This window comes from Anaerofustis sp. LCP19S3_F7, from assembly GCF_052119445.1.
GTDB lineage: Bacteria > Bacillota > Clostridia > Eubacteriales > Anaerofustaceae > Anaerofustis > Anaerofustis butyriciformans.
The window spans coordinates 369,450-389,971 of the sequence record NZ_JBQKFF010000001.1 but is presented as its reverse complement, the minus strand read 5'-3'; the positions used below and the strand labels follow the sequence as shown (position 1 = coordinate 389,971).

25 protein-coding genes are annotated in these 20,522 nt (G+C 26.7%); 3 read left to right on the top strand and 22 right to left on the bottom strand.

Annotated features, from left to right (window positions below; translation table 11 throughout):
* The first annotated feature begins 11 nt into the window (after window positions 1-11).
* The gene (gene ispE / locus ACTQYZ_RS01985) at window positions 12-896 is read left to right on the top strand and encodes a 4-(cytidine 5'-diphospho)-2-C-methyl-D-erythritol kinase (protein ID WP_441415923.1); all 885 of its coding nucleotides are present in this window, start codon (window positions 12-14) and stop codon (window positions 894-896) included.
* A 239-nt stretch (window positions 897-1,135) separates the two neighbouring features.
* Here the strand turns inward: ispE and ACTQYZ_RS01980 are convergent, their stop codons facing one another.
* The 3 genes from ACTQYZ_RS01980 to ACTQYZ_RS01970 form a co-directional block, all read right to left on the bottom strand.
* Window positions 1,136-1,981 carry a DegV family protein gene (locus ACTQYZ_RS01980; protein ID WP_441415922.1) on the bottom strand — a complete coding sequence of 282 codons (846 nt, stop codon included), beginning with the start codon at window positions 1,979-1,981 and terminating at the stop codon, window positions 1,136-1,138.
* Window positions 1,972-2,427, bottom strand: a complete 456-nt coding sequence (locus tag ACTQYZ_RS01975; RefSeq protein WP_441415921.1) for a MarR family winged helix-turn-helix transcriptional regulator — start codon at window positions 2,425-2,427, stop codon at window positions 1,972-1,974. The genes ACTQYZ_RS01980 and ACTQYZ_RS01975 overlap by 10 nt, the downstream gene beginning before the upstream one ends.
* Before the next feature lie 98 nt (window positions 2,428-2,525).
* The gene (locus tag ACTQYZ_RS01970) at window positions 2,526-3,005 is read right to left on the bottom strand and encodes a sigma factor-like helix-turn-helix DNA-binding protein (protein ID WP_441020874.1); all 480 of its coding nucleotides are present in this window, start codon (window positions 3,003-3,005) and stop codon (window positions 2,526-2,528) included.
* Between the two features lie 204 nt (window positions 3,006-3,209).
* Between ACTQYZ_RS01970 and ACTQYZ_RS01965 the strand changes: the two genes are divergently transcribed.
* Window positions 3,210-3,590, top strand: coding sequence for a helix-turn-helix domain-containing protein (locus tag ACTQYZ_RS01965; RefSeq protein ID WP_441020876.1), 381 nt, complete (start codon window positions 3,210-3,212; stop codon window positions 3,588-3,590).
* 35 nt (window positions 3,591-3,625) lie between these two features.
* Here the strand turns inward: ACTQYZ_RS01965 and recR are convergent, their stop codons facing one another.
* From recR to ACTQYZ_RS01910, 11 genes are all read right to left on the bottom strand, one after another.
* Entirely contained in the window at window positions 3,626-4,231 is a 606-nt protein-coding gene (gene recR, locus ACTQYZ_RS01960) for a recombination mediator RecR (RefSeq protein WP_138269157.1), read from the bottom strand.
* A gap of 1 nt (window position 4,232) precedes the next feature.
* Window positions 4,233-4,583 carry a YbaB/EbfC family nucleoid-associated protein gene (locus ACTQYZ_RS01955; RefSeq protein ID WP_441020878.1) on the bottom strand — a complete coding sequence of 117 codons (351 nt, stop codon included), beginning with the start codon at window positions 4,581-4,583 and terminating at the stop codon, window positions 4,233-4,235.
* A 15-nt stretch (window positions 4,584-4,598) separates the two neighbouring features.
* Window positions 4,599-6,617 (bottom strand): DNA polymerase III subunit gamma/tau, encoded by a 2,019-nt coding sequence (gene dnaX / locus ACTQYZ_RS01950; protein WP_441415920.1) that lies wholly within the window; start codon window positions 6,615-6,617, stop codon window positions 4,599-4,601.
* Window positions 6,617-7,027 carry a Mini-ribonuclease 3 gene (locus ACTQYZ_RS01945; protein WP_441020882.1) on the bottom strand — a complete coding sequence of 137 codons (411 nt, stop codon included), beginning with the start codon at window positions 7,025-7,027 and terminating at the stop codon, window positions 6,617-6,619. Before ACTQYZ_RS01945 ends, dnaX begins: the two co-directional genes overlap by 1 nt.
* Entirely contained in the window at window positions 7,009-8,415 is a 1,407-nt protein-coding gene (cysS, locus tag ACTQYZ_RS01940) for a cysteine--tRNA ligase (RefSeq protein ID WP_329381632.1), read from the bottom strand. Before cysS ends, ACTQYZ_RS01945 begins: the two co-directional genes overlap by 19 nt.
* A complete protein-coding gene (gene ispF, locus ACTQYZ_RS01935; protein ID WP_441020884.1) occupies window positions 8,416-8,892 on the bottom strand; it encodes a 2-C-methyl-D-erythritol 2,4-cyclodiphosphate synthase in 477 nt (158 codons plus the stop codon).
* 25 nt (window positions 8,893-8,917) lie between these two features.
* Window positions 8,918-9,130 carry a hypothetical protein gene (locus tag ACTQYZ_RS01930; RefSeq protein WP_138269151.1) on the bottom strand — a complete coding sequence of 71 codons (213 nt, stop codon included), beginning with the start codon at window positions 9,128-9,130 and terminating at the stop codon, window positions 8,918-8,920.
* A gap of 63 nt (window positions 9,131-9,193) precedes the next feature.
* Window positions 9,194-10,267, bottom strand: coding sequence for a hypothetical protein (locus ACTQYZ_RS01925; protein ID WP_441020887.1), 1,074 nt, complete (start codon window positions 10,265-10,267; stop codon window positions 9,194-9,196).
* A gap of 91 nt (window positions 10,268-10,358) precedes the next feature.
* Window positions 10,359-11,252 carry a DUF5655 domain-containing protein gene (locus ACTQYZ_RS01920; RefSeq protein WP_441415919.1) on the bottom strand — a complete coding sequence of 298 codons (894 nt, stop codon included), beginning with the start codon at window positions 11,250-11,252 and terminating at the stop codon, window positions 10,359-10,361.
* Window positions 11,253-11,339: 87 nt separating this feature from the next.
* Window positions 11,340-12,149 carry a putative ABC transporter permease gene (locus ACTQYZ_RS01915; RefSeq protein WP_441021403.1) on the bottom strand — a complete coding sequence of 270 codons (810 nt, stop codon included), beginning with the start codon at window positions 12,147-12,149 and terminating at the stop codon, window positions 11,340-11,342.
* Window positions 12,150-12,222: 73 nt separating this feature from the next.
* Window positions 12,223-13,737: a DUF3794 domain-containing protein gene (locus tag ACTQYZ_RS01910; protein ID WP_441020889.1), complete on the bottom strand. Its 1,515-nt coding sequence runs from the start codon at window positions 13,735-13,737 to the stop codon at window positions 12,223-12,225.
* 200 nt (window positions 13,738-13,937) lie between these two features.
* Between ACTQYZ_RS01910 and ACTQYZ_RS01905 the strand changes: the two genes are divergently transcribed.
* A complete protein-coding gene (locus ACTQYZ_RS01905) occupies window positions 13,938-14,285 on the top strand; it encodes a type II toxin-antitoxin system PemK/MazF family toxin (protein WP_441020890.1) in 348 nt (115 codons plus the stop codon).
* 121 nt (window positions 14,286-14,406) lie between these two features.
* On the opposite strand, the gene ACTQYZ_RS01900 is transcribed toward ACTQYZ_RS01905, so the two are convergent.
* The 8 genes from ACTQYZ_RS01900 to ACTQYZ_RS01865 form a co-directional block, all read right to left on the bottom strand.
* Window positions 14,407-15,366 carry a DUF6560 family protein gene (locus ACTQYZ_RS01900; protein WP_441415918.1) on the bottom strand — a complete coding sequence of 320 codons (960 nt, stop codon included), beginning with the start codon at window positions 15,364-15,366 and terminating at the stop codon, window positions 14,407-14,409.
* Window positions 15,367-15,411: 45 nt separating this feature from the next.
* Window positions 15,412-15,930 (bottom strand): hypothetical protein, encoded by a 519-nt coding sequence (locus tag ACTQYZ_RS01895; protein ID WP_441415917.1) that lies wholly within the window; start codon window positions 15,928-15,930, stop codon window positions 15,412-15,414.
* 291 nt (window positions 15,931-16,221) lie between these two features.
* Entirely contained in the window at window positions 16,222-16,590 is a 369-nt protein-coding gene (locus ACTQYZ_RS01890) for a DUF5412 family protein (protein ID WP_441416024.1), read from the bottom strand.
* Window positions 16,591-16,656: 66 nt separating this feature from the next.
* Entirely contained in the window at window positions 16,657-17,286 is a 630-nt protein-coding gene (locus tag ACTQYZ_RS01885; protein ID WP_441415916.1) for a hypothetical protein, read from the bottom strand.
* Between the two features lie 187 nt (window positions 17,287-17,473).
* Complete coding sequence (locus tag ACTQYZ_RS01880; RefSeq protein WP_441415915.1) at window positions 17,474-18,670, bottom strand: hypothetical protein; 1,197 nt, start codon at window positions 18,668-18,670, stop codon at window positions 17,474-17,476.
* A gap of 65 nt (window positions 18,671-18,735) precedes the next feature.
* On the bottom strand, window positions 18,736-19,152 hold the full coding sequence (locus ACTQYZ_RS01875; protein WP_441415914.1) for a hypothetical protein: 417 nt from the start codon (window positions 19,150-19,152) through the stop codon (window positions 18,736-18,738).
* Window positions 19,153-19,252: 100 nt separating this feature from the next.
* On the bottom strand, window positions 19,253-19,921 hold the full coding sequence (locus tag ACTQYZ_RS01870; RefSeq protein WP_441415913.1) for a hypothetical protein: 669 nt from the start codon (window positions 19,919-19,921) through the stop codon (window positions 19,253-19,255).
* 98 nt (window positions 19,922-20,019) lie between these two features.
* Window positions 20,020-20,511, bottom strand: coding sequence for a hypothetical protein (locus tag ACTQYZ_RS01865; RefSeq protein WP_441415912.1), 492 nt, complete (start codon window positions 20,509-20,511; stop codon window positions 20,020-20,022).
* Between the last annotated feature and the right edge of the window lie 11 nt (window positions 20,512-20,522).

Here is a 20,522-nt window from a genome sequence, read left to right as displayed (position 1 = left end):
GAAGGTATAAGATGAATAAAATACAAATAAAAATACCGGCTAAGGTAAATTTAGGACTTGATATTGTAGGAAAGAGAGAAGACAATTATCACAATATCAAAACCGTAATGCATTCCATAAATATTTATGATTATTTAACATTTGAAAAATCCGATAAAATTGTTATTACATGCAATAATACCGAAGTACCAAAGGATGAAAGTAATATAGTTTATAAATGCATAAAAGAAATAAGTAAACTAAATAAAGAAAATAAATTACTGTCTGTTCATATAGAAAAGAAAATTCCAGTTTGTGCGGGACTTGGTGGAGGAAGTGCAAACGGAGCAGCTGCACTAATTGCATATAACAAAATCTATGAACTTAATCTTTCAAGAGATGAGCTTTGTTCAATAGGTGAAAAAATAGGTGCAGATATTCCTTTCTTAATTCATAGCGGCGCAGGCATGTGTGAAGGAATCGGAGAAAAAATCAGACCAATTTATCCATATATTCCTTGCTATGTAGTTTTATGTAAACCTGATTTTGGAGTAAGTACAAAATTTGCATATGACCTTATAGACAATGCAACGGACCTTATAAGACCTGATTTTACAGCTTTAATGACAGGACTTTTAGAAGCAGATAAGAAAAAACTTGAAAAGGGATTAATTAATGTATTTGAACCTTTTGTTTTAGAAAAATATCCTGAAATAAAGTATATAAAAGATAAATTCAAAAAACTTGATGCAATAGGGGTTCAAATGAGCGGATCAGGACCAAGTGTATTTGCCCTTTATGATAGCTTATCAAAGGCACAAAGAGCATATGAAGAATTTATAAAAGAATATGATACAGTATTTTTAACAAATTTTACGGAAAGCGAAAATGCACTTCTTACATATGAATTAAGATAAAGCGACCGAAAAGGTCGTTTTTTTATACAAATTTCACTTATCAAAATATTTAATAATTATTTTATTATAGTATATTCTACCCGCTGATTTATCAAAATTTATTTATAAGATATTAAAATTTACATAGATAAAACAAACGTAAAATTCTTTTCTGTATAGTAATTAAAATTATTTTAAAATTTAGTATTTATCATTATTATTTTAATAAGAAAAAAACGAATTCCAAAAGGAATTCGTTTTTATTTTGAAACCATTGTAAAACCAAAAGTTCCTCTTCCAAGATGAGCGCCTACAGTTGGTCCAATATTATACATATATTTTTCATCCACATCAATATCCATTGCTTTTAATTTCTTTACAAGTTCTTCACAGTTTGATTTCTCGTTTGAATATGTGAAATATACAGGATAGTTCGTATCAATATCAAAACTTTTAAATAATTTAATAATTTTTTTGTACGCTCTTGTTTTGCCCAGTGATTTATCTTTCATATATAATTTACCAAGCTCATCTATACTTATAATAGGTTTCATATTTACAGCTTCTCCTAAAGTCGCTTGAGCTTTTGTGAGTCTTCCGCCTTTATGAAGATATTCAAGTGTATCTACCATAACAACAGAACGAAGTTTTGTTGTTAACACCAATATTTCATTATATATTTCTTTTCCGCTTTTACCTTCATCTCTAAGTTTTATTGCACTATCAACGAGCATTCTTACTCCCGTAACTGCATGCACACTGTCAATGATAAAAATATTATCATATTCACACATATCTTTTGCAATATTTGCACTTTGAACTGTTCCGCTAAGTCCGCTTGAAAGAAGTATTACAACAAGTTCATCGTTATTTTCTTTTGCCTTGTTAAAATACTCTAAAAATTCATTAGGGGTTGGCTGTGCTGTTTTAGGAAATTCAGAAGAGCTTTCTAGTTTTTTATAGAAAGTATCTTTATCCAAATCAACTCCGTCAAGATAATGTTCTTCTCCAAATGATACTGCAATTGGAACAACCTCTATATTTTTTTCTTTAATTTCATAAACTTCATAATCAGAAGATGAATCCGTTAATATTTTTACTGACATGTTTCCCTCCCGTTAAATATTTCTACATTATTTGCTATTAATTCAAAAATATCTGTGGCTGCTTTTGCTTTTTCTTCTCCGATTTTCTTTACAAGTTCATTTACAAGCTTAATGATTCTAGCATACTCATTTTTATATACTTTTTCTCCGTATTCACTTAAACTTACTAAAACCAATCTTTTATCTTTTAGACTTTTATTTCTTCTTATTATGTTTTTACCTTCAAGCTGTTTTATAAGTTTATTTATCTGAGATTTTAAAATATGAGTTTTTGAGCAGATATCTTTAAGCGCGACACCTTTTTCACTGCCTGTTAATGATTCTTTGTAAAGAAGATGACATATTATACCTTCATTAAATGATAAATTAATCATATATCTTTTATTTCTAAGTATAACTGATAGCTTTAGCCATGCATCTAAGAACTCTTCACTGATTTTTCCCATATTAACTCCTAAATTAGTTCACAAAGTAAACAATTTTTTCTATTGTATTAAACAAGAAAGAATTTGTCAATAAAAAACAAGAATATTTCTATTCTTGTTTAAATTGGAAAATTTTTTATTTCTTTTCTCTTTTTTTCCATTTCCTCACTTGTAACACCCCAAAGAACCATACCGATTTTATTTACAGCTCTTTTTCTTACCCTACTGCTATACTCTCTGGAGTATCCAAGTTCATCACTTATTTCCGACATTCTTAACATTTTAAAATATCTCATTATAACAATTTGACGCTCAAGCTCTGTTAAACACTCCAAAGCTTTTTCAATTTCAAAAACTATGTTTTCTTTTTCTTTTAATTCCTGTTGAAGTAATATTCTAAAATCGGAAATATTTGATGCTTCCGCTGCTATAAAATCTTCAAAGCGACTTTGATCAGTGGATAATAAGTAAGTATGACATCCTTTTAAAGATTTCATTTCAAGTTCTTCAAGACGCTTTTTAATCATCTCAATTCTTTTTACCAAAAAAGGATAATCATATAATCTTCTTTCTGTTTGTTTGTATAATTCGCTTTTCATATCCTACCTCCTAAAACGCACAATACCTAAATCGAACATTTTTTCTACAAGAATAGATTATCACACAATACGTGTGATTGTCAAGAAAAAGTAAACAAAATGTGTGTTTTTATTGATATTTCCACTGATAAACGTGAATTTTTATTGAAAAAACCAACATAATGTGATATTCTTTAAATAAGAAATAGTCTTGGAGAAATAAAAATGGAAACAATTGGAGATAGATTAAAAAATTTAAGGAAAGAAAATAAACTTACTCAAAAAGATATGGCTGAAAAACTTGGAATTCATCCAAATACAATAAGTATGTACGAAAAAGGAAACAGAAATATTCCATCAACAATGATAAAAAAAATAAGCGATACTTTTAATGTAAGTACTGATTATCTTTTAAGAGGAGAAGAAAAGAAGGAAAAACAAGAATTTTCTTCTTTGGACGAAACTCTTTTAAACGATGAAAACTATCTAAATTTAACATTAAAAAATATGCTTAAAGATTCTCAAATGGTAGCTTTTCAAGACTATAAAAGCTGGAGCGTTGAAGATAAAAAAGAACTTTTGCTTATTTTATTAAATAAAAAATAAACAAAATAAAAAAAGTACAACCTAGTTGTACTTTTTTAAATTTCATTTCTTCCAATAATTGCGTTTGCCAAAGTTGCACCATCGGTATATTCAAGATCTGCACCTTGAGGAAGTCCTTTTGCAATTCTTGTTACTTTTATATCATCAAAAGGTTTTAACAATTTCTTTATAACCATTGCAGTTGTCTCTCCTTCAACATTAAAACCAGTTGCCAAAATAACTTCCTTAACTTCATCACTTGTTCCGATTCTGCTTATAAGTTCTTTAATTCTTATATCTTCAACCATTATTCCTTCCATTGGAGAAATAACTCCACCAAGAACATGATAAAGACCTTTGTATTCTTTTGTTTTTTCTATGGCAATTAAATCTTTCGATTCACTTACCACAAGTATTGTAGATCTGTCTCTTTTTGAACTTGTGCATATATCACAAGGATCCTTATCTGTTATATTGTAACAAACAGAACAAAATTTAAGTTCTTTTTTTGCGGCTTTTATTGCATCGGATAAACTATCAACATCAGCTTTATCCATATTAACTATATAATAAGCAAGTCTGCTTGCCGTTTTTCTTCCTACTCCCGGAAGTTTTGAAAGTTCATTTATTAAATTTAATATAGGTTTTGAATAAACGCTCATTTTATAGTCCCGGAATATTTAATCCGCCAAGTCCTCCCGCAATAGAACCCATTTTATTATTTGCATCTTCACTTGCTTTATTAATTGCTTCGTTTACTGCAGCAACAACCATATCACATATGATATCAGCATCTTCTTCTTTTAACATATCTGGATCAATTTCAATAGATTCAACAAGTTTTTCCCCTGTTACAACTGCTTTAACAGCGCCGCCGCCACTTGTTGCCTCATAAGTTGATTCTTCAAGTTCCTTTTGCATTTTTTGCATATCAGCTTGCATTTTTTGCATTTGTTTCATCATTCCTGACATTCCTGCGCCACCGCCGAAACCGTTCATTCTTCCTTTTGCCATAATTTTATACCTCCGTTATTCTTCTTTCGCACCGAATATTTCCATGATTGATGCGTCATAATCTTCTCCTAAATCCATAATATCGTCATCATCCAATACTATTTCATTATCTATCGCAGCTAGTTCTTCATCGGAAACAAATTCCTCATCAGCTCCTGAAATAATTTCATTAATGTCATAATCAGGCATTGTACTTTCTAAAGACGCATTGTTGTCATTATTCAAAGAAGTGTCTATAATTTCTTCTTTTTGTTCTTTATAAATTTCATCTGTATTAATTTTTGCTTCTTCTTTGATGTCTTCTTTTGCATCTTCTTTTATTTCCGCTTTAAAATCAGTCTTAAAATCTTTTTTCATATTCAAATCTTTTTTAAGACTTTTTAAACTGTTTTTACTGCTATCATTTTTATATCTTAATTTTATCTTTTTGTCAATATAAGTTACATCTAATTTTTTGCCGGCTTTAAGACTTAGAGCCTCTTTGAATATTTTATCTCCATCGTTATCAAAGAAGAAATCCAGCATATTTAAAGCTTTATCGGGATATATTGTAATAGAATTAAATCCTACTTCAACTACCTTAAATTTATTTACACTCATACCTACAAGAGGATCTTTATTGCTGTTTATAATATAACGCTGAGTAAGAGACAAAACTTTCTCTGCCCAAGCAATCTCTTTTTTATCAACAATATATTCATCTTTTTCAGGTGAAACTTTCTTTGGTTTTTCTTTTAAATGTATAACTTCTTTTTTAGGAGCACTTACACCGTAAAAATCCATATTTTTTATATTTTCAACATCTTCTTTAAGAGCATATAATTTTTTTATTTCTCTTTCCAAAGATTCTATTCTATCGTTTAAAAGCTCAATTTCTTCGCTGTCAGGCATACTATTAATATTTTGAGCATTATCTTTTTCTATAGAAACAAAACTTTCACCATCACCTTCACATAGATTAATTATCTTTGCCGTAAATAAAAATTCCGGCTCAGAGAAAAATCTCATATCATTTTTTAGTTTTGAAAGAGAATATAAAATATCGCTTATTCTCTTACTATCTTCCTTTGAGTTAAACTTTTCTAATAAAGAATCTATATAAGGCTTACTTTTATTTATTATGTTTTCAGGATTTTTTACGTTTATGGCTATTATTTTATTTGAATAATATTCCATAAGCTGAGTTATTATACTTCCTACTTCTCTGCCTTTTTCTAAATATTCATGTACGGAAGAGATACTCTTTTCCACGTCCCCTTCTAAAATGCCGTTTGCAAGATTATATACTTCTTCATCGCTTATAAGCCCCAATATGTCATCAACAATTTCTTTTGTGACCTTATTGTCCGTTAAAACCGAAATAGCTTTATCAAGTAAACTTAAAGCATCTCTCATAGCACCTTCAGTGTTTAAGGCTATTAAAGAAAGCGCTTCTTTTTCATACTCAATTCCTTTTTTATCAAGAATATCAGCCAAGTGTCCTACAACGACATCGCTGTCTATTCTAGAAAAATCAAAGCGTTGACATCTTGAAAGAATTGTAGGTAAAATTTTATTTGGTTCTGTTGTTGCAAATATAAATACTATATGACTTGGTGGTTCTTCTAATGTTTTAAGTAAAGCATTAAAAGCTTCCTGAGTAAGCATATGAACTTCATCTATAATATAAACTTTATATCTTCCGAAGTTTGGCATATAGCTTACCTTTTCCTTAAGGTCTCTTATTTCGTCTATACCTCTGTTTGAAGCTGCATCAATTTCTATAATATCGGCACTGTCCCCCATATTTATATCTTTACATGATGCACATTCATTGCAGGCTTCTCCGTCTTTATTGTTAAGACAACATATGCTTTTTGCAAAAACTTTTGCGGTAGATGTTTTACCTGTTCCTCTTATTCCACTAAAAAGATAGGCATGAGAAATAGAATCATTTTTTATCTGATTCTTAAGAATGTTTATTATATTATCCTGACCGATTATTTCTTCAAAATTTTTAGGTCTGAATTCTCTGTATAAAACGGTATAACTCATTATTCTACCTCTTTAAGTTTGTATTCAAACACCTTGTCCATAAGGAAATCTATTCTTTCTATATCAGAAAGCATATATAAATACCCAAACACACATTCAAGAGCTGTCGCCAAACGATATGTTGCAATACTTACGCTTTTTGATGCGTGTTTTATCTTAGTATTTCTCCCTCTTTTTGCAACTTTTAACTCTTCTTCTGTTAAAAATTCTTTTAAGTAAGAAAAAATATCGGCTTGATACAAAGCCGAAACGTAATTCATACTCATTTTATTAAGATCCTTTACGCCTCTTATACCAAGCCTTATTAGTCTTTTTCTTATATTTACTTCGTAAACACTGTCCCCAAGATACGCAAGCTCTTTGCTTCCTATGGCAAGAATGTCTTTTTTATCTATTTTACTTTCTCCCACTTTACACCTTCTCTTGTATCTTTAAGAACAATTCCTCTTTTTAAAAGATCATCTCTTATTTTATCTGCTAAAGCAAAATCTTTATCTTTTCTTGCTTGTTGTCTTTGTTCGATTAATGCTAAAATTTCATCTTCTAGAATTTCTTCTTCTTTTTCTTTTTGAAGAAGACCTAAAACTGTGTTTAATTCCATATACATATCATATGCAGCTTTAATCATTTCTTTAGATGAATTTTCGTTTACGTTTGAATTGATATCTTTGCTTAGTTCATATATTGTACTTACCGCATTTGCAGTATTGATATCATCTTCCATTGCATCTTTAAATTCTTGTCTATATTTTGGAAGAGAAGAAACAAATTCTTTTTCATCTTCCTTTAACTCTTCTGATTTAGCATTTTTAAGCATATATTCTAAATTTTCTTTAGTATTATATAGTCTTTTTAATCCGCTTTCTGTTTGTTTTAATATATCAAACGAGAAGTTTACAGGTGTTTTATAATGAGCAGATAACATGAAAAGTCTTACAACTTCAAGATCAAAATCCTTTGCGATATCTCTTACCATAAAGAAGTTACCCTTTGATTTTGACATCTTTTCATTATTTATATTAATATATCCGTTATGAACGAAATAGTGAACGAACTCTTTACCGTTTGCTCCTTCTGATTGAGCAATTTCATTTTCATGATGAGGGAATATTAAATCCTCCCCGCCCCCATGTATATCAATAGTATCTCCAAGATATTTTCTGCTCATTGCAGAACATTCTATATGCCATCCCGGTCTACCTTTACCCCATGGAGAATCAAAAGCAATTTCACTTTCTTCTTTTTGTTTTTTCCATAATGCGAAATCAAGAGGTGATTCTTTTTCATCACTTATATCAACTCTTGCTCCCGACATGAGTTCATCTATAGGTTTTTTTGATAATTTTCCGTAATCTTTAAATTTACTTACTCTGTAATAAACATTGCCATCTACGTTATAAGCAAAACCATTTTTTTCAAGATCTTTGATTAAACCTATAATATCATCTATACATTCACTTACTCTTGGATGAACAGTTGCTTTTTTTATTCCAAGTCCTTTTGCATCCTTAAAGTATTCTTCAATGTATTTATCAGATACGGCTTTTGCCGTAGAATGTTCTTCTTTTGCCTTGTTTATTATTTTATCGTCTATATCCGTAAAGTTTTGTACGTAATTAACCTTATATCCAATATATTCAAGGTATCTTCTTAAAGTATCAAATATAATAAAAGGTCTTGCGTTTCCTATATGAAAGAAATTATAAACAGTAGGACCGCAAACGTACATATTTACTTCATTTTCATGTATAGGTACAAATTCTTCTTTCTTACCTGATAAAGTATTAAATAATTTCATCTATTCTTTCTCCTCAAGCAAGCATACACAGTAAGCTTTGATTCCCTCTTTTCTTCCGCTGAAACCAAGCTTTTCTTCCGTGGTTGCTTTTATACTTATATTTTCTATAGGAGTATTCATAATAAAAGAAATATTTTCTCGCATTTTAGGTATATACGGAGCGATTTTTGGTGCTTGCATAACAAGAGTCATATCAGCATTGACAAGCTTATATCCATTTTTATCTATCATCCTGCATACGTCTTTAAGTAAAAGCATACTGCTTATGCCTTTGTATTTATCATCCGTATCCGGGAAATGATTTCCTATATCACCAAGAGCCAAAGCTCCAAGAAGTGCATCCATTAAAGCATGAACTAAAACATCCGCATCAGAGTGCCCTATAAGCCCTTCAGAACAGTCTATTTTTTCGCCCGCTAAAATAAGATCCTTGTTTTTACCAAGTTTATGGACATCATATCCAAATCCTATACGCATTTTTCTACCTCTTCTAATTTAATTTTTATGATTTGAACACAAGAAATTTTGTAAAAAATTTTGAAAAGCCACGTTCTTTCTTTATTCTTGGGGCAGGTCTGTTTAACATGATTTCATTATCGCATTGAAGACATGTTAGTTTAACTATTTCCCCATCTTTATAAAGAGCTCTATGCATCGTATCTTCCAAACAATTTTCACAAAATAAATATGTTTCAACAACAAATTCTTTTGACATACGAATTACCCCATTTCTTATAGTTTATCATATTATGAATTAAAAATAAATTTATTTTTCCCATTAAAGCAATAATTCATCATTTACTATAACAAGCTTTGAAGAAAAGGTTTTGCTTAATTTGTTTTTTGTATCAAAAATGTTATATACGTTCTCTTTTTCATATACATTTTCTTTTTTAAATATAATGTACCTATCTTCAAGAAAGCCCATAAACATAAAGGAACTTAATAAATCATTCTTTTGCCATGAAAAAATTTTATTTATCTTCTCATCATAAATTATTTCATTATCGTAGTTGTTTGTAGCCTTGAAATATATTTTATTTCCACAAAAAATATTATTTAAAAATATATCTTCGCTCTTATATTTTTTTGTTATTTCCATCTTAATTACATCATAAAATAATATTTCATTTTTTAAAAAAGGCTTTGATAAAAACAAAACAACAACATTATTTAATCTATTTAATATAGTTATATAATTCAAACCTTTATTTGACCTTAAAATATCATATAAAAATATTTTTTTATGTATTATAGAGTAAATAAATTCATCAAATGAAATTACATAAATGTTATTCCTGAAATTATTCTCATCTGCAATATCAAAAGATGTAAAAAAGTTTTTTATATAAAATTCTTCAATAACAACCATATGTTTATTTTCAAAGGAAAAAAGAAGAGGAGCGTTTAAAAGATTTTTCAAAACCAAATCTTCAACCAAAATGAACCTACCGTTACAATCATACATATATAAAACCAGTTCATTAAAATCCACTGACCTTAAATAAAAAAACACATACCCTTTTAAGACAAAAAAATCTATTACTTTATCATAAGTTTTTAATTTAAAATTAAAAATATTTACAATTACATTTTTTCTTATTTTATAGCAGGCAAGTTTACTGCCTACTACCCCTAAAACATAAATACTGTTATCATAATCATCCATCTTATAATCAAAATAATTTTCAAAAAGAAGAATATCCCTTGCAGTACTTTTTTCTTTATCATATTTAACAAGAGAATATATACAAGATAGGGGATCTTCACAAAATAAATAATACTCATTTTCAAAATGAGTAATGTATCTATAAGTTTTTCTGTTATTAAAATGCAGACACTGTAACTTCACATCATTCTCCTTAAAAAAGTCTTTACTTAAATGTATTCAAAATGATGTTCTTTTATTAATAAAAAAATAACCTTTATTCAAGGCTATTTTTCTACATTTCATTATATGCTCTTTCAATTAAAGGTTTTGCTTTCTCAAAATCATTATTGTTTTTTATGGTAATTTGTAAATCTCCAGTTCCATAATGACCAACATTTCTCATATCTCTTGTAAATCCATTTTCTAATATAACTGTATCGGGATTAAGTTTTAAATATATTATAATTTGCTTATTATAAACCTCAATACATGCCATGTTTTGAACTTTTTTATATGCTAAATAAAGTTTTAATTGATTAGAAACAATATCGTCCCCTAAAGATTCAATATAATCACAAATTGAATCATATAAAATATGTAAATCTTTTGATAAATTATTTAATTTTTCTAAATGAGTTTTTTGTGATGCATTTTTCTTTTCTTCATTTACTGTACTATCTACACTATTTTTTATAATAGGTGCATTTAAGTGTTCAAATAAAATAAGTTCATCATTATATTTTTTATATTTTACTAACTTTATGTTTCTTTGCATTTGATTAACTGCATGTACATCATATTTTGTAAAATCATTTGCAACACAAATTACACAAGGAGCGGACCAGTCTATTAATTCTGCAGCATCACTTCCTAATTTCTCCATAACAAGAAGTTTAAAGTTCGCTTTATGATCAAGCAACCAATCTAAATAAAACAATCCTTGATTAATAACATTTTCATTACTGCTTCGTTTATATTCAAAAATTACCGGACAGTTATTTTCATCAATCCCAATACTATCCATTCTCCCACTTGGTATACTATATTCGCTATATAAAAAACGAACACCAAAAAACTGTTCCATATTATTTTCAATTAAATTCTGAAGTTCTTTTTCAAGTAAAACTTGTGTAGGAACCAATCGTTCACCTTCATTGTTTATTTTAAATAATTTTATTTCGGACATTTTTTTCTCCTAATTTCCATTTAGCAAATTATATTAATATAATTATATAAAATAAATTTTTTATGTTCAATATAAAAAAAGAAAGCATTAATGCTTTCTCTTTTTTCTTCTTTCAAGGAATTCTTCAAAAACATCATTGTATTTTTGAAATTTAACTTTTGGATGGAATTTAAAATATTCATAATATCTGAATTTCATCAAATGATTTTCGATAATATCCTTTTTCTCATCTTTAAGCTCTTTTATAGCAAGCTTCTCAAGATACATATCTTCTTTTAATTTTTCACCTTTATCCATAAATTCAAGGGTTTCATCTGAAAGTTTCTTACCAATATTATCAGATAACTCCGTAAGCTTTTCTCCAATTTGACTTAGTCTTTCTAATTTTGCCTTGAATTTTAATATTGTATTAACAGTTAAAATACAATCAACGAGCATTATCAATAAAATAAAAGTAATTAAAATAATTCCTGCATTATATGGAATAACATCAACGAACAAGTTTATAAGAGGGTGGATAATATTCACAACGAACACACAAGCAAAAGCCCAAATTAACGAAAAAGATAAACATATATATCCGTTTAAATTAAACTTGTTATTTGAATAGTCCCACCATCTTATTGCAAATAATTTTTCGAGCACGAAACCTGTACATAGTTCAAGTAGTGTAGTAAAAACCAAAGAACCAAAAAACAAAATAACAAAATTTGATTTTAAAGGCTCTAAAAAATATATTACCAATAAAACACCAAAACCGTAAATCGGACAAACAGGTCCATGCAAAAATCCTCTGTTTATAAAACGACCTTCTTTAAAGGTTTGATATATAACCTCAACGCACCAACCTAAAAAAGAATATATTATAAAAAAACTTAAATAATCGTATATTGTCATGTATTCCAAATGTCTTCTCCCTTATATGTAATAAAACATATTATAACAACATAATAAGAGAATGTAAATAAAACTACCTTATAATAAGAGGATAACCGTCTTCTATATCGCTTTCATTTTCAATATCATTCATATCTAAAATATCATCTGCTTTTATAAAGTTTTTCTTTCCTATATCCCATAAACTCTCGTTTCTTTCTTTGTAATATATCTTTACTTTTATATCTTTTTGTTTTTCTTCTACATTTTCTATCTGTTCAACTCCATATAAATTCATAACATTCATACTTCCAAGTACATAAACACATATATTTATATCACCATCAATGCTTATTGTTTGGTTTAAGCTGTTTATGACTAAATTATTTATATCAATATTTATAAATAAGTCATCTCCGCCTGAAAAATCTACTTCTTCTTTCATTTCAAAAGGAAGATTTATGGTATCAACGTAATATTTACTGTCGTTATCTATATATGTAACCATATTTACTTCTATTTCGCCTTTTATGTTTAATATGTTTTCATCTATGGAATACTCGTACCTAATATTTTCACTGTCCCCTATAACAGAACCTATCATATCCATATCCATTAAGGTTTTTGAATTACTTACTTTTATATTTTTTTCCGTTTCACTTTTTAGGGATATTATATTTTGTTCTTTTAAAACCGCCTTTATGGATTTATCCGTACTATAGGCGTCAAGAACAACGTCTATTTCTTTATTTTCACTAAACAAAGTATTTGAAATCATATCCATACTAATTTCTATGAAAGAATCTTCATCTTCCATTACATACCTTGCATTCACGTTTTCAATGCTAGGGATTATATTATAATAATCGCATTTCAATTTAGGGTCTTTTTCAATGAAATGATTTATAGGATAAACCAGTTTTTCTATCGTTACCTCACTGTCTTCTTCAAAACCGTATTTATATATAAGAAGTATTTCAACTTTTGCACTGTATAATACGCCCACCCCCGACGCATTAGTGTTAATATCTCTTAAAGCTGCACTGACAAAAATAATATTTATACTGTCACTTAAAGGTATATCCTTTTTAAAAGTAAATGTTTCTTTTGTAGAGTTGGTATCAAAAATACTTAACGTATCATGACAAGTTTTAACTTCAAGTGCTTTCATTCCCTCTTCGCTTATTGTGTTTATATATTCTCCTGCCATACAAATACCAAATACTCTTACATTAGCGCTAACTTCAATTCTTCTTTTCTTCACCACTCTAAATTCAATATTTTGAATCTGAGTTTTTAGATTATAAAGCTTATCCCATTTTTCTCCTTCTGCAAGGGTAACAAAGAATTCTATGTTTTTATCTATACCGCACAGACTCTCATTTTCCCCAAGATACAAAATATTAACTCTTAAAATTCCCTTTAAAACGAACTTACCGTTCTTTAAGGATATGTTTTTTATCATTGCATCGCTGTTTGTAAGCAAAATTCTTTCTATATTTGACATATTATCAAGAATTTTTACGCTTTCAAAAACTTCTGTAACTATATCAATATTATCTTCCTTACCGGTTAAATTAATTTTTTTTACCATTTGTTCAAATTCCATTTTGTTCCTCCTAAATATACTCCTTTTAAAATATATTTTTTTATATAAAAAATATGACTTTAAATTTTATTTTTAGGTATAAAAAATCTCATTAACGGCAAAGATTTTATTAGTAACATAGTTTGATTCTTTTAAATATTATAAATATGAGGATAAAGAATTAAAATAAAAGAATATATAAATAAACTGGAGTAAAACAAATGAACATAAAAAGAGGAGATATATATTACGCAGATTTAAGCCCTATAGTGGGAAGCGAACAAGGAGGTTTAAGACCTGTTCTTATTATACAAAATGATATGGGAAACAAACACAGCCCTACCGTTATTGTTTCTGCAATTACATCGTCAATGAGCAAAGCAAAACTTCCCACTCATATCTCTCTTTCGGCTAAAAATGATTTACTTAATAAAGACAGCGTAATATTACTTGAGCAAATAAGAACTATAGACAAACAAAGATTAAGAGAAAAAATAGGTCATGTGGATATGGACACAATGAACAAAGTAAACGAAGGTCTTTCCATAAGTTTTGGAATGTTTAATTAAAACACCTCTCCATAAGTAGAGGTGTTTTACATTTATACAAATAAAATTTAATGTAATAAAGAACTAAAAATAATTTTTACCATAAAATTATCTAAATACTTTAAATATTTTAAAATAATACCTATTTAAGCATATTATAAGTATCAAAATCAGAACTTTTTATTAAAACACCGTTTTCTTCCGCCTGTTTTAAAAATATATCAATATTTTCATCTTGCTCTTTGGAAAAAGCAGCAAATTGAGAAGAAGTATCATCTTTCATGTATATTTCTATAATATCAGGATGATTATGTATTTTTTCAATATCACTCATTTTACAATATCTCTTAGTAAACGGAAATTTTATCAATACTATTGTATTTCCTTTAATAATCATTTTGGTCGATACGTATCTTATCCCCCATAATGTCATTATAAGTAAAAAAATAGCAGTTATATTGCACATTGTATTTACTTCATTTTCACTTGCTGTTCCTTTCCACATATACTTAGCGATAAATAAAGGTATATAAATGAATAATATTGCAGCAATAGAATTTGCAATATATTTTTTCTTCTTTTTTATAGCATATTCTTTTACACCTTCTTTATATTTTAACTTTACTTGATTTTTATTCCCCACATCATTTTTTAAATCATCGAACAACCTATTAAAATTATTATCACTTGAATCTATGGAGAATATCTTTTTATCTTCAATAAATACATTTACGTTACTGTTCCATCTTCCGTTCGTAAACTTATAATCTGTTATATCATTAAAATAATATTCTTTTTCCCTAAAGAATATATTTCTTACCTTTAACATATCTCTTTCTACGATTATTTTAAAACTTATCCTGTTCCATAATGTTCCAAAGAATAATATAAATAAGCCTATCCAAATAGCTACATATAATATTTTTTCACCTACTATTCCATTACTTACAACACTATAAATATAATTTCCACCACCGTATAACATAATAAGACTTACCACTAAAAGTATTATTATTAGCACTTTTGATGAAGAGACAATGTATGTATCATCTTTCATTCTTCTTTCAATGTTTGTATTATTCATTTTAATTCCCTCTTTCATAATGGATATTACTTTCATAAAACATTACTTAAATATTTATTATATTTATGGTATATAATAATCGTCATCTGATGTTATAAACATATCTCCTTTTATTCCTTTGCCATGTAAATAATGAAGCAACCTTTCTGTATTCTTTGTTTTTAAATAATATGTAAATAATTTCTTTTTCCTTTTTGTTTTTGGATCTACTTTATAAAATTTTATTTTCTTACTAAAAAATTGACAACATTTAAAATCCGTTATATCACTTTTATAATAAAAAACTTTATCTTTAAGCAGAAATCTTTTATAAATTAGTTTATCTTTATACACATATATTCTATTTACATGGTAATATATTAAATTACAAAAAAGTTTTATAAAGTATATTTCAAGAAGTACAGTTGCTCCCGGACCTTCTTTAAAATCTATAAACGGTAGTAAAACTATCAAAATAAAAAGTCCTATTATTCCTAATAATACAGATATATCTGTTCTTACTACAAAACGTAAATTTTTATTATAGTAACTTTTATTTTCTTCCGCACTAATTTGTTGTATGTTTTTATTGTTATTTTGCAATTATAATCCCTTCTTTTATTTCTATACTAAAACAAGTTTTCTCATAACCTTGATATTATATTTTTTATTGTTTTATTTCTTACAATAAATTTTAAATTTCATTAAACCTAAAAAAGTCTTGAGTGTTCAGATTCACATAAAGTATTTTTCACATAAACTTCATATATAACTTAGCACTTCTTATAAACCTTTACAATAGATTTACATGTTTGTTAAGAAATATTTAATTATTTAAAAAATACTATTAAAACTATAAAACCCAAGACTTATAACATCTTAAAATTTTAATAACTACTTCATAAAATGCTCAATGTTATAATCTTTATCATACCTTTTATCATTTCTAAAATCGTATTTATCCCTATTTATATCATCAATTTTTTTATCATTAACAATAATTGTTTTTTCTCCTATCCACTTAACGTTAACTGTATTTACGTGATAGTCCCAGTAAACATTTCTTTTTTCTTTTGTTTTGTTGTTTACTATCTCTCCTTTTACTGCATAATCTACCGTCGCACCGCTATTTACCAAATATCCGTTAAAGGTATACTCTTTACTATTTGAAGTGCTTGTATAAATAAGCTCCCCTTCAGGTAAATTTGACATGGATATTGTATATTTGTAAATCATTCCCATTACAAAAGCCAATATAATAATGATAAATACAAGAGGTTTAACATATTTTTTTTTTATTCATTTCATATCCCTTTAAAATCTTCATTTTTACACGTTAAATCCAAGCTTTTTTGCTGTATTTAAAATCTCTTTTTCCATGGTCGTTGGTGCTTGTCCGGTTAAAACCAAATTATCTTTTAATAAAACAATGTTAATAATCGGATAATCAACATATAATGAACTTTCATCATCATTTATTTCTCTATCTATATTTTCCTCTTTATCAATATAAACAATAAATTTATTTTGCTCATTAATGCACTTGACCATATTATATAAATCATCATACATACTTTTTTCTGCCTCAAAAAATTTACAAGCTTTTTTTGAGGATTTAAGTATAGTTAGATTAAAATGTATCTCTTTATTAACACTTTCAGCATCAATCTCATCTTGTATATAGTTGTTTTCCTTACAGCGTGACATTATATTATCTAATTTATAAAATATATTCTTGTAATTTATTTCCTTATTTCTATCAAAAACAACATAATCAAGTTTAGTCATGATATTTTTAAAACTGTTTTTTATTTCAAAATTTTTATCATTTTCATCTATTTCTTTTGTATTTTCTATGTAACCAAAATTAGAATAATACTTATCCATATCAAGCCCTCTTTCTTTTCTGTATTGTATTCTATATATTAGCTTAAAATACAAAGTTTTTATTTTTGACATGTATGTTCTCCTTTTTTTATTTATGATATTGTTAATAGCTTACAGGTCTAACATATAATATTTTTCTTTTTTAAACATAAAAGCAGAAGCGTAAACTTTTTATGCTTATGCTTTCGTCATTTATTTAGTACCAATATATTTATTATGATTGTAATATATAAGTAATTGTAACCTTGTTATAATATTTTTACTTAAATATATCTCTATCCTTAACAACATTATCAATCTCATGCTTATTTGTATCTATAAATATAAAACTTTTATTACTTTCCATAAACAAGCATTTATATAAATATTGGTCTATATCAGGGAAATGTAATTCCGTAATAGTATCATCCAGTTTTAGATTTCTTTCATATATAATATCTTCTCTCAAGGTTGCAAAATTAATATATTTGTAATTTAACTCAAAATTACCATTTTTAAATTCTCCATAAGTTATGACAGCTCCCTTTTGCCCTATCGTAACATCTTCTATATCATTATTTAATTTTATACTTTTTATTATTTTAAATTGACTATCAAATTTAATAATTTCTGTATCATTTGATTTTGCAGCCATGCCAATATATTCATCATTTTTTACTAATGGAATATTTTCTTTAATTAAAATAAAATTTTGGTTATTTTTTATTAAATAAACATCTTCGCAGTTTCTTAGATCTAAATCAATCATCTTCTTATCTGTGTCATTGTCAAGATTATATGCATAGATACCATCTAAAGCCGGATAATAATAAATATTATCAACTAAACAGCCTTTAATATTTAAAGAAGATAGTCCGACGATTGGGTGATCAAGTTTTTTATTGTTAATATAGCCTGTGGTTTTACTCCATCTTTCAATTATGTTGTAAAATGGTGTTTTATTTTTCTCAAAAATATTGATGTATTTATTCTTATATATAACTCCATCCAATAAAATTATATCATGTTTATTTTTTATATTTACATCATATATCTTGTTATCAGAAACATTATAATCACATATAATCGGTTTATTTTTATATAAAAACATTCTCATACAATATTTTTTATCTTCATCATAATATATATTTTCATCATCGTTTTTATAATTAAGACCGCTATACATAATATATACATTATCTTTATTTTGTATGATACGTGGACGGGGTCCATAATAAAGATATCTAGGAGCAATGCTTGCTATATTTTTATTTATTTTTAAATCATCACTAACTCCTGCAAGAACAATCTCGCTATAATCATCATTAAAATAGTAGTAATATTTTTCTATATTTGTATTTTTGTTATTTATTTCTACATTGTATCTTAAAAAATTCTCATCAATAAAATTTACAATTAACATAAATACAAATATTAATACACCTAATGACAAAAATACTTTAAATGTTTTTTTCATTTTTTCCCTCTAATAAAAATATGCTAATTATTTAATTATTTTCTTCTTTTAAACTAGGTAATAAATTAATCTTCAAAATCTTCCTCTTCTTGTTTTTGCAATCTTGCTTTATTACTAAAAAATATCAGTAATAAATACAAGAAATTAAGCATATATAGTAATGATAAATCCTGTTCTACACTGCTTGGCAGTAAAAACAACGGATAAAATGTTTCAGATATTAATATCATCATTAATACAATAAAGCAAAGCGCAAAACATACTGTACTAACTATATTAGATGCACATCTATGCCAGCGTGTAATAAGATAACATAAAAACACTGCACAAAATAAATGTAAAACTGCTAAAATAATGTTTGTATCTATATCTCCCAAAACATTTGATGTAGTAAAATATTCCATTATGTTTGGTATTCCAATTATTAAATAAAAAGGAAAAATAATTATACATAACCAATATAAAATATTTCTTTTAATCATATTGCTACCCCCATTTTTTCATATATTGTAATTATTAAATAAATGATACGTTAATGAATTAATATTTTATATAGATATATTTTACTACATTTTACAAACATCAAATATTTTCTTCATCAATTTCTTTTATGACAGCTGATAAATCTTTTAAAATCTTATCCATTTGTTTAAATTCAGGCTTTGAACTATGAGCCTCAATTATAATATTAAGCTTGTTGCTTACTATTAAAATAGCCTGACAATAGTTATCTCCATTATAAATCTCTGTTCCTCTAAAATTAATTAAAGGATATTTATGCATATACATATCGTAAGTTACTATAATAACATCCTTCCCTTTTGTAATATTTATATTTTGAAGGTTTAATTTATAGTCATAATAACTCTCATATATGTTATATATATTTTTGTCTACGTAGTTTTTACATAAATTTTTATAAATATTATTCATATTATATTCTTCATGCAGAATAACACTTATATCACATTCTTCAAAATCATCACCTTTATATATACCTTTTTCGAAATTTATTCTATTATTTTTTATATCATGCTCTGGAGGTTCAAAATAATATGTATCAGTATCACTTTTATATGATTTTGATAATTTTATCAACTTCTCTTTATTATAACTTTGTGTATTCATATCCATCAAACAGCTGTAATCATAAACTGCCCTGTATGATTTATAAGGTTCGTATATAAATAGGAAATATGATAAAAGTACAAGTGAAAAGACTAAGATTATGACTGCTAATTTTTTTTTCATTGTTTTATACTCCTTTTTTCTCCTATAAGTATGAAATCAACAAATCTTTATGTTTAATTATGTAAATTACCGTTAAATAAAATAATATAGCTATAATATTAATATCCTGTATCTTCATAATATATAAAATTAAAAGGAATAAAAGTACCAATAGCAACACCTGTTACATCGCCATTTCCATATATTATATCTTCTTTATTCTTATCTCCTTTTGCATATCCTGTTACATGAAAGTCATAAAAAGATACATATAAAAATATACAATGTATTGTTATAGGAAACGAATGGTCATGTTCAAATCTAACATCAGAAAGACTTTCAACTTTTCCAATTTCATTTACCAAAAATTCATCTGCATTTATTTCTTTTAACATTTCGTCTTCATTATATGGGTCTAGTCCAAAAAACAAACTACCATATGTATAATCCATACTTTGGTAATCTGAATCACTTATCAAAATATATGGGTTATCAGCTCCTTTTGTTTGTAAAGCTGAATTTAAAACAGTGTTAACTTGAATACTGTAAAAAATACTAATACATACATATATTAATACAAATATCAATATTAATTTTTTCTTTTTTTTCATATATATACCTT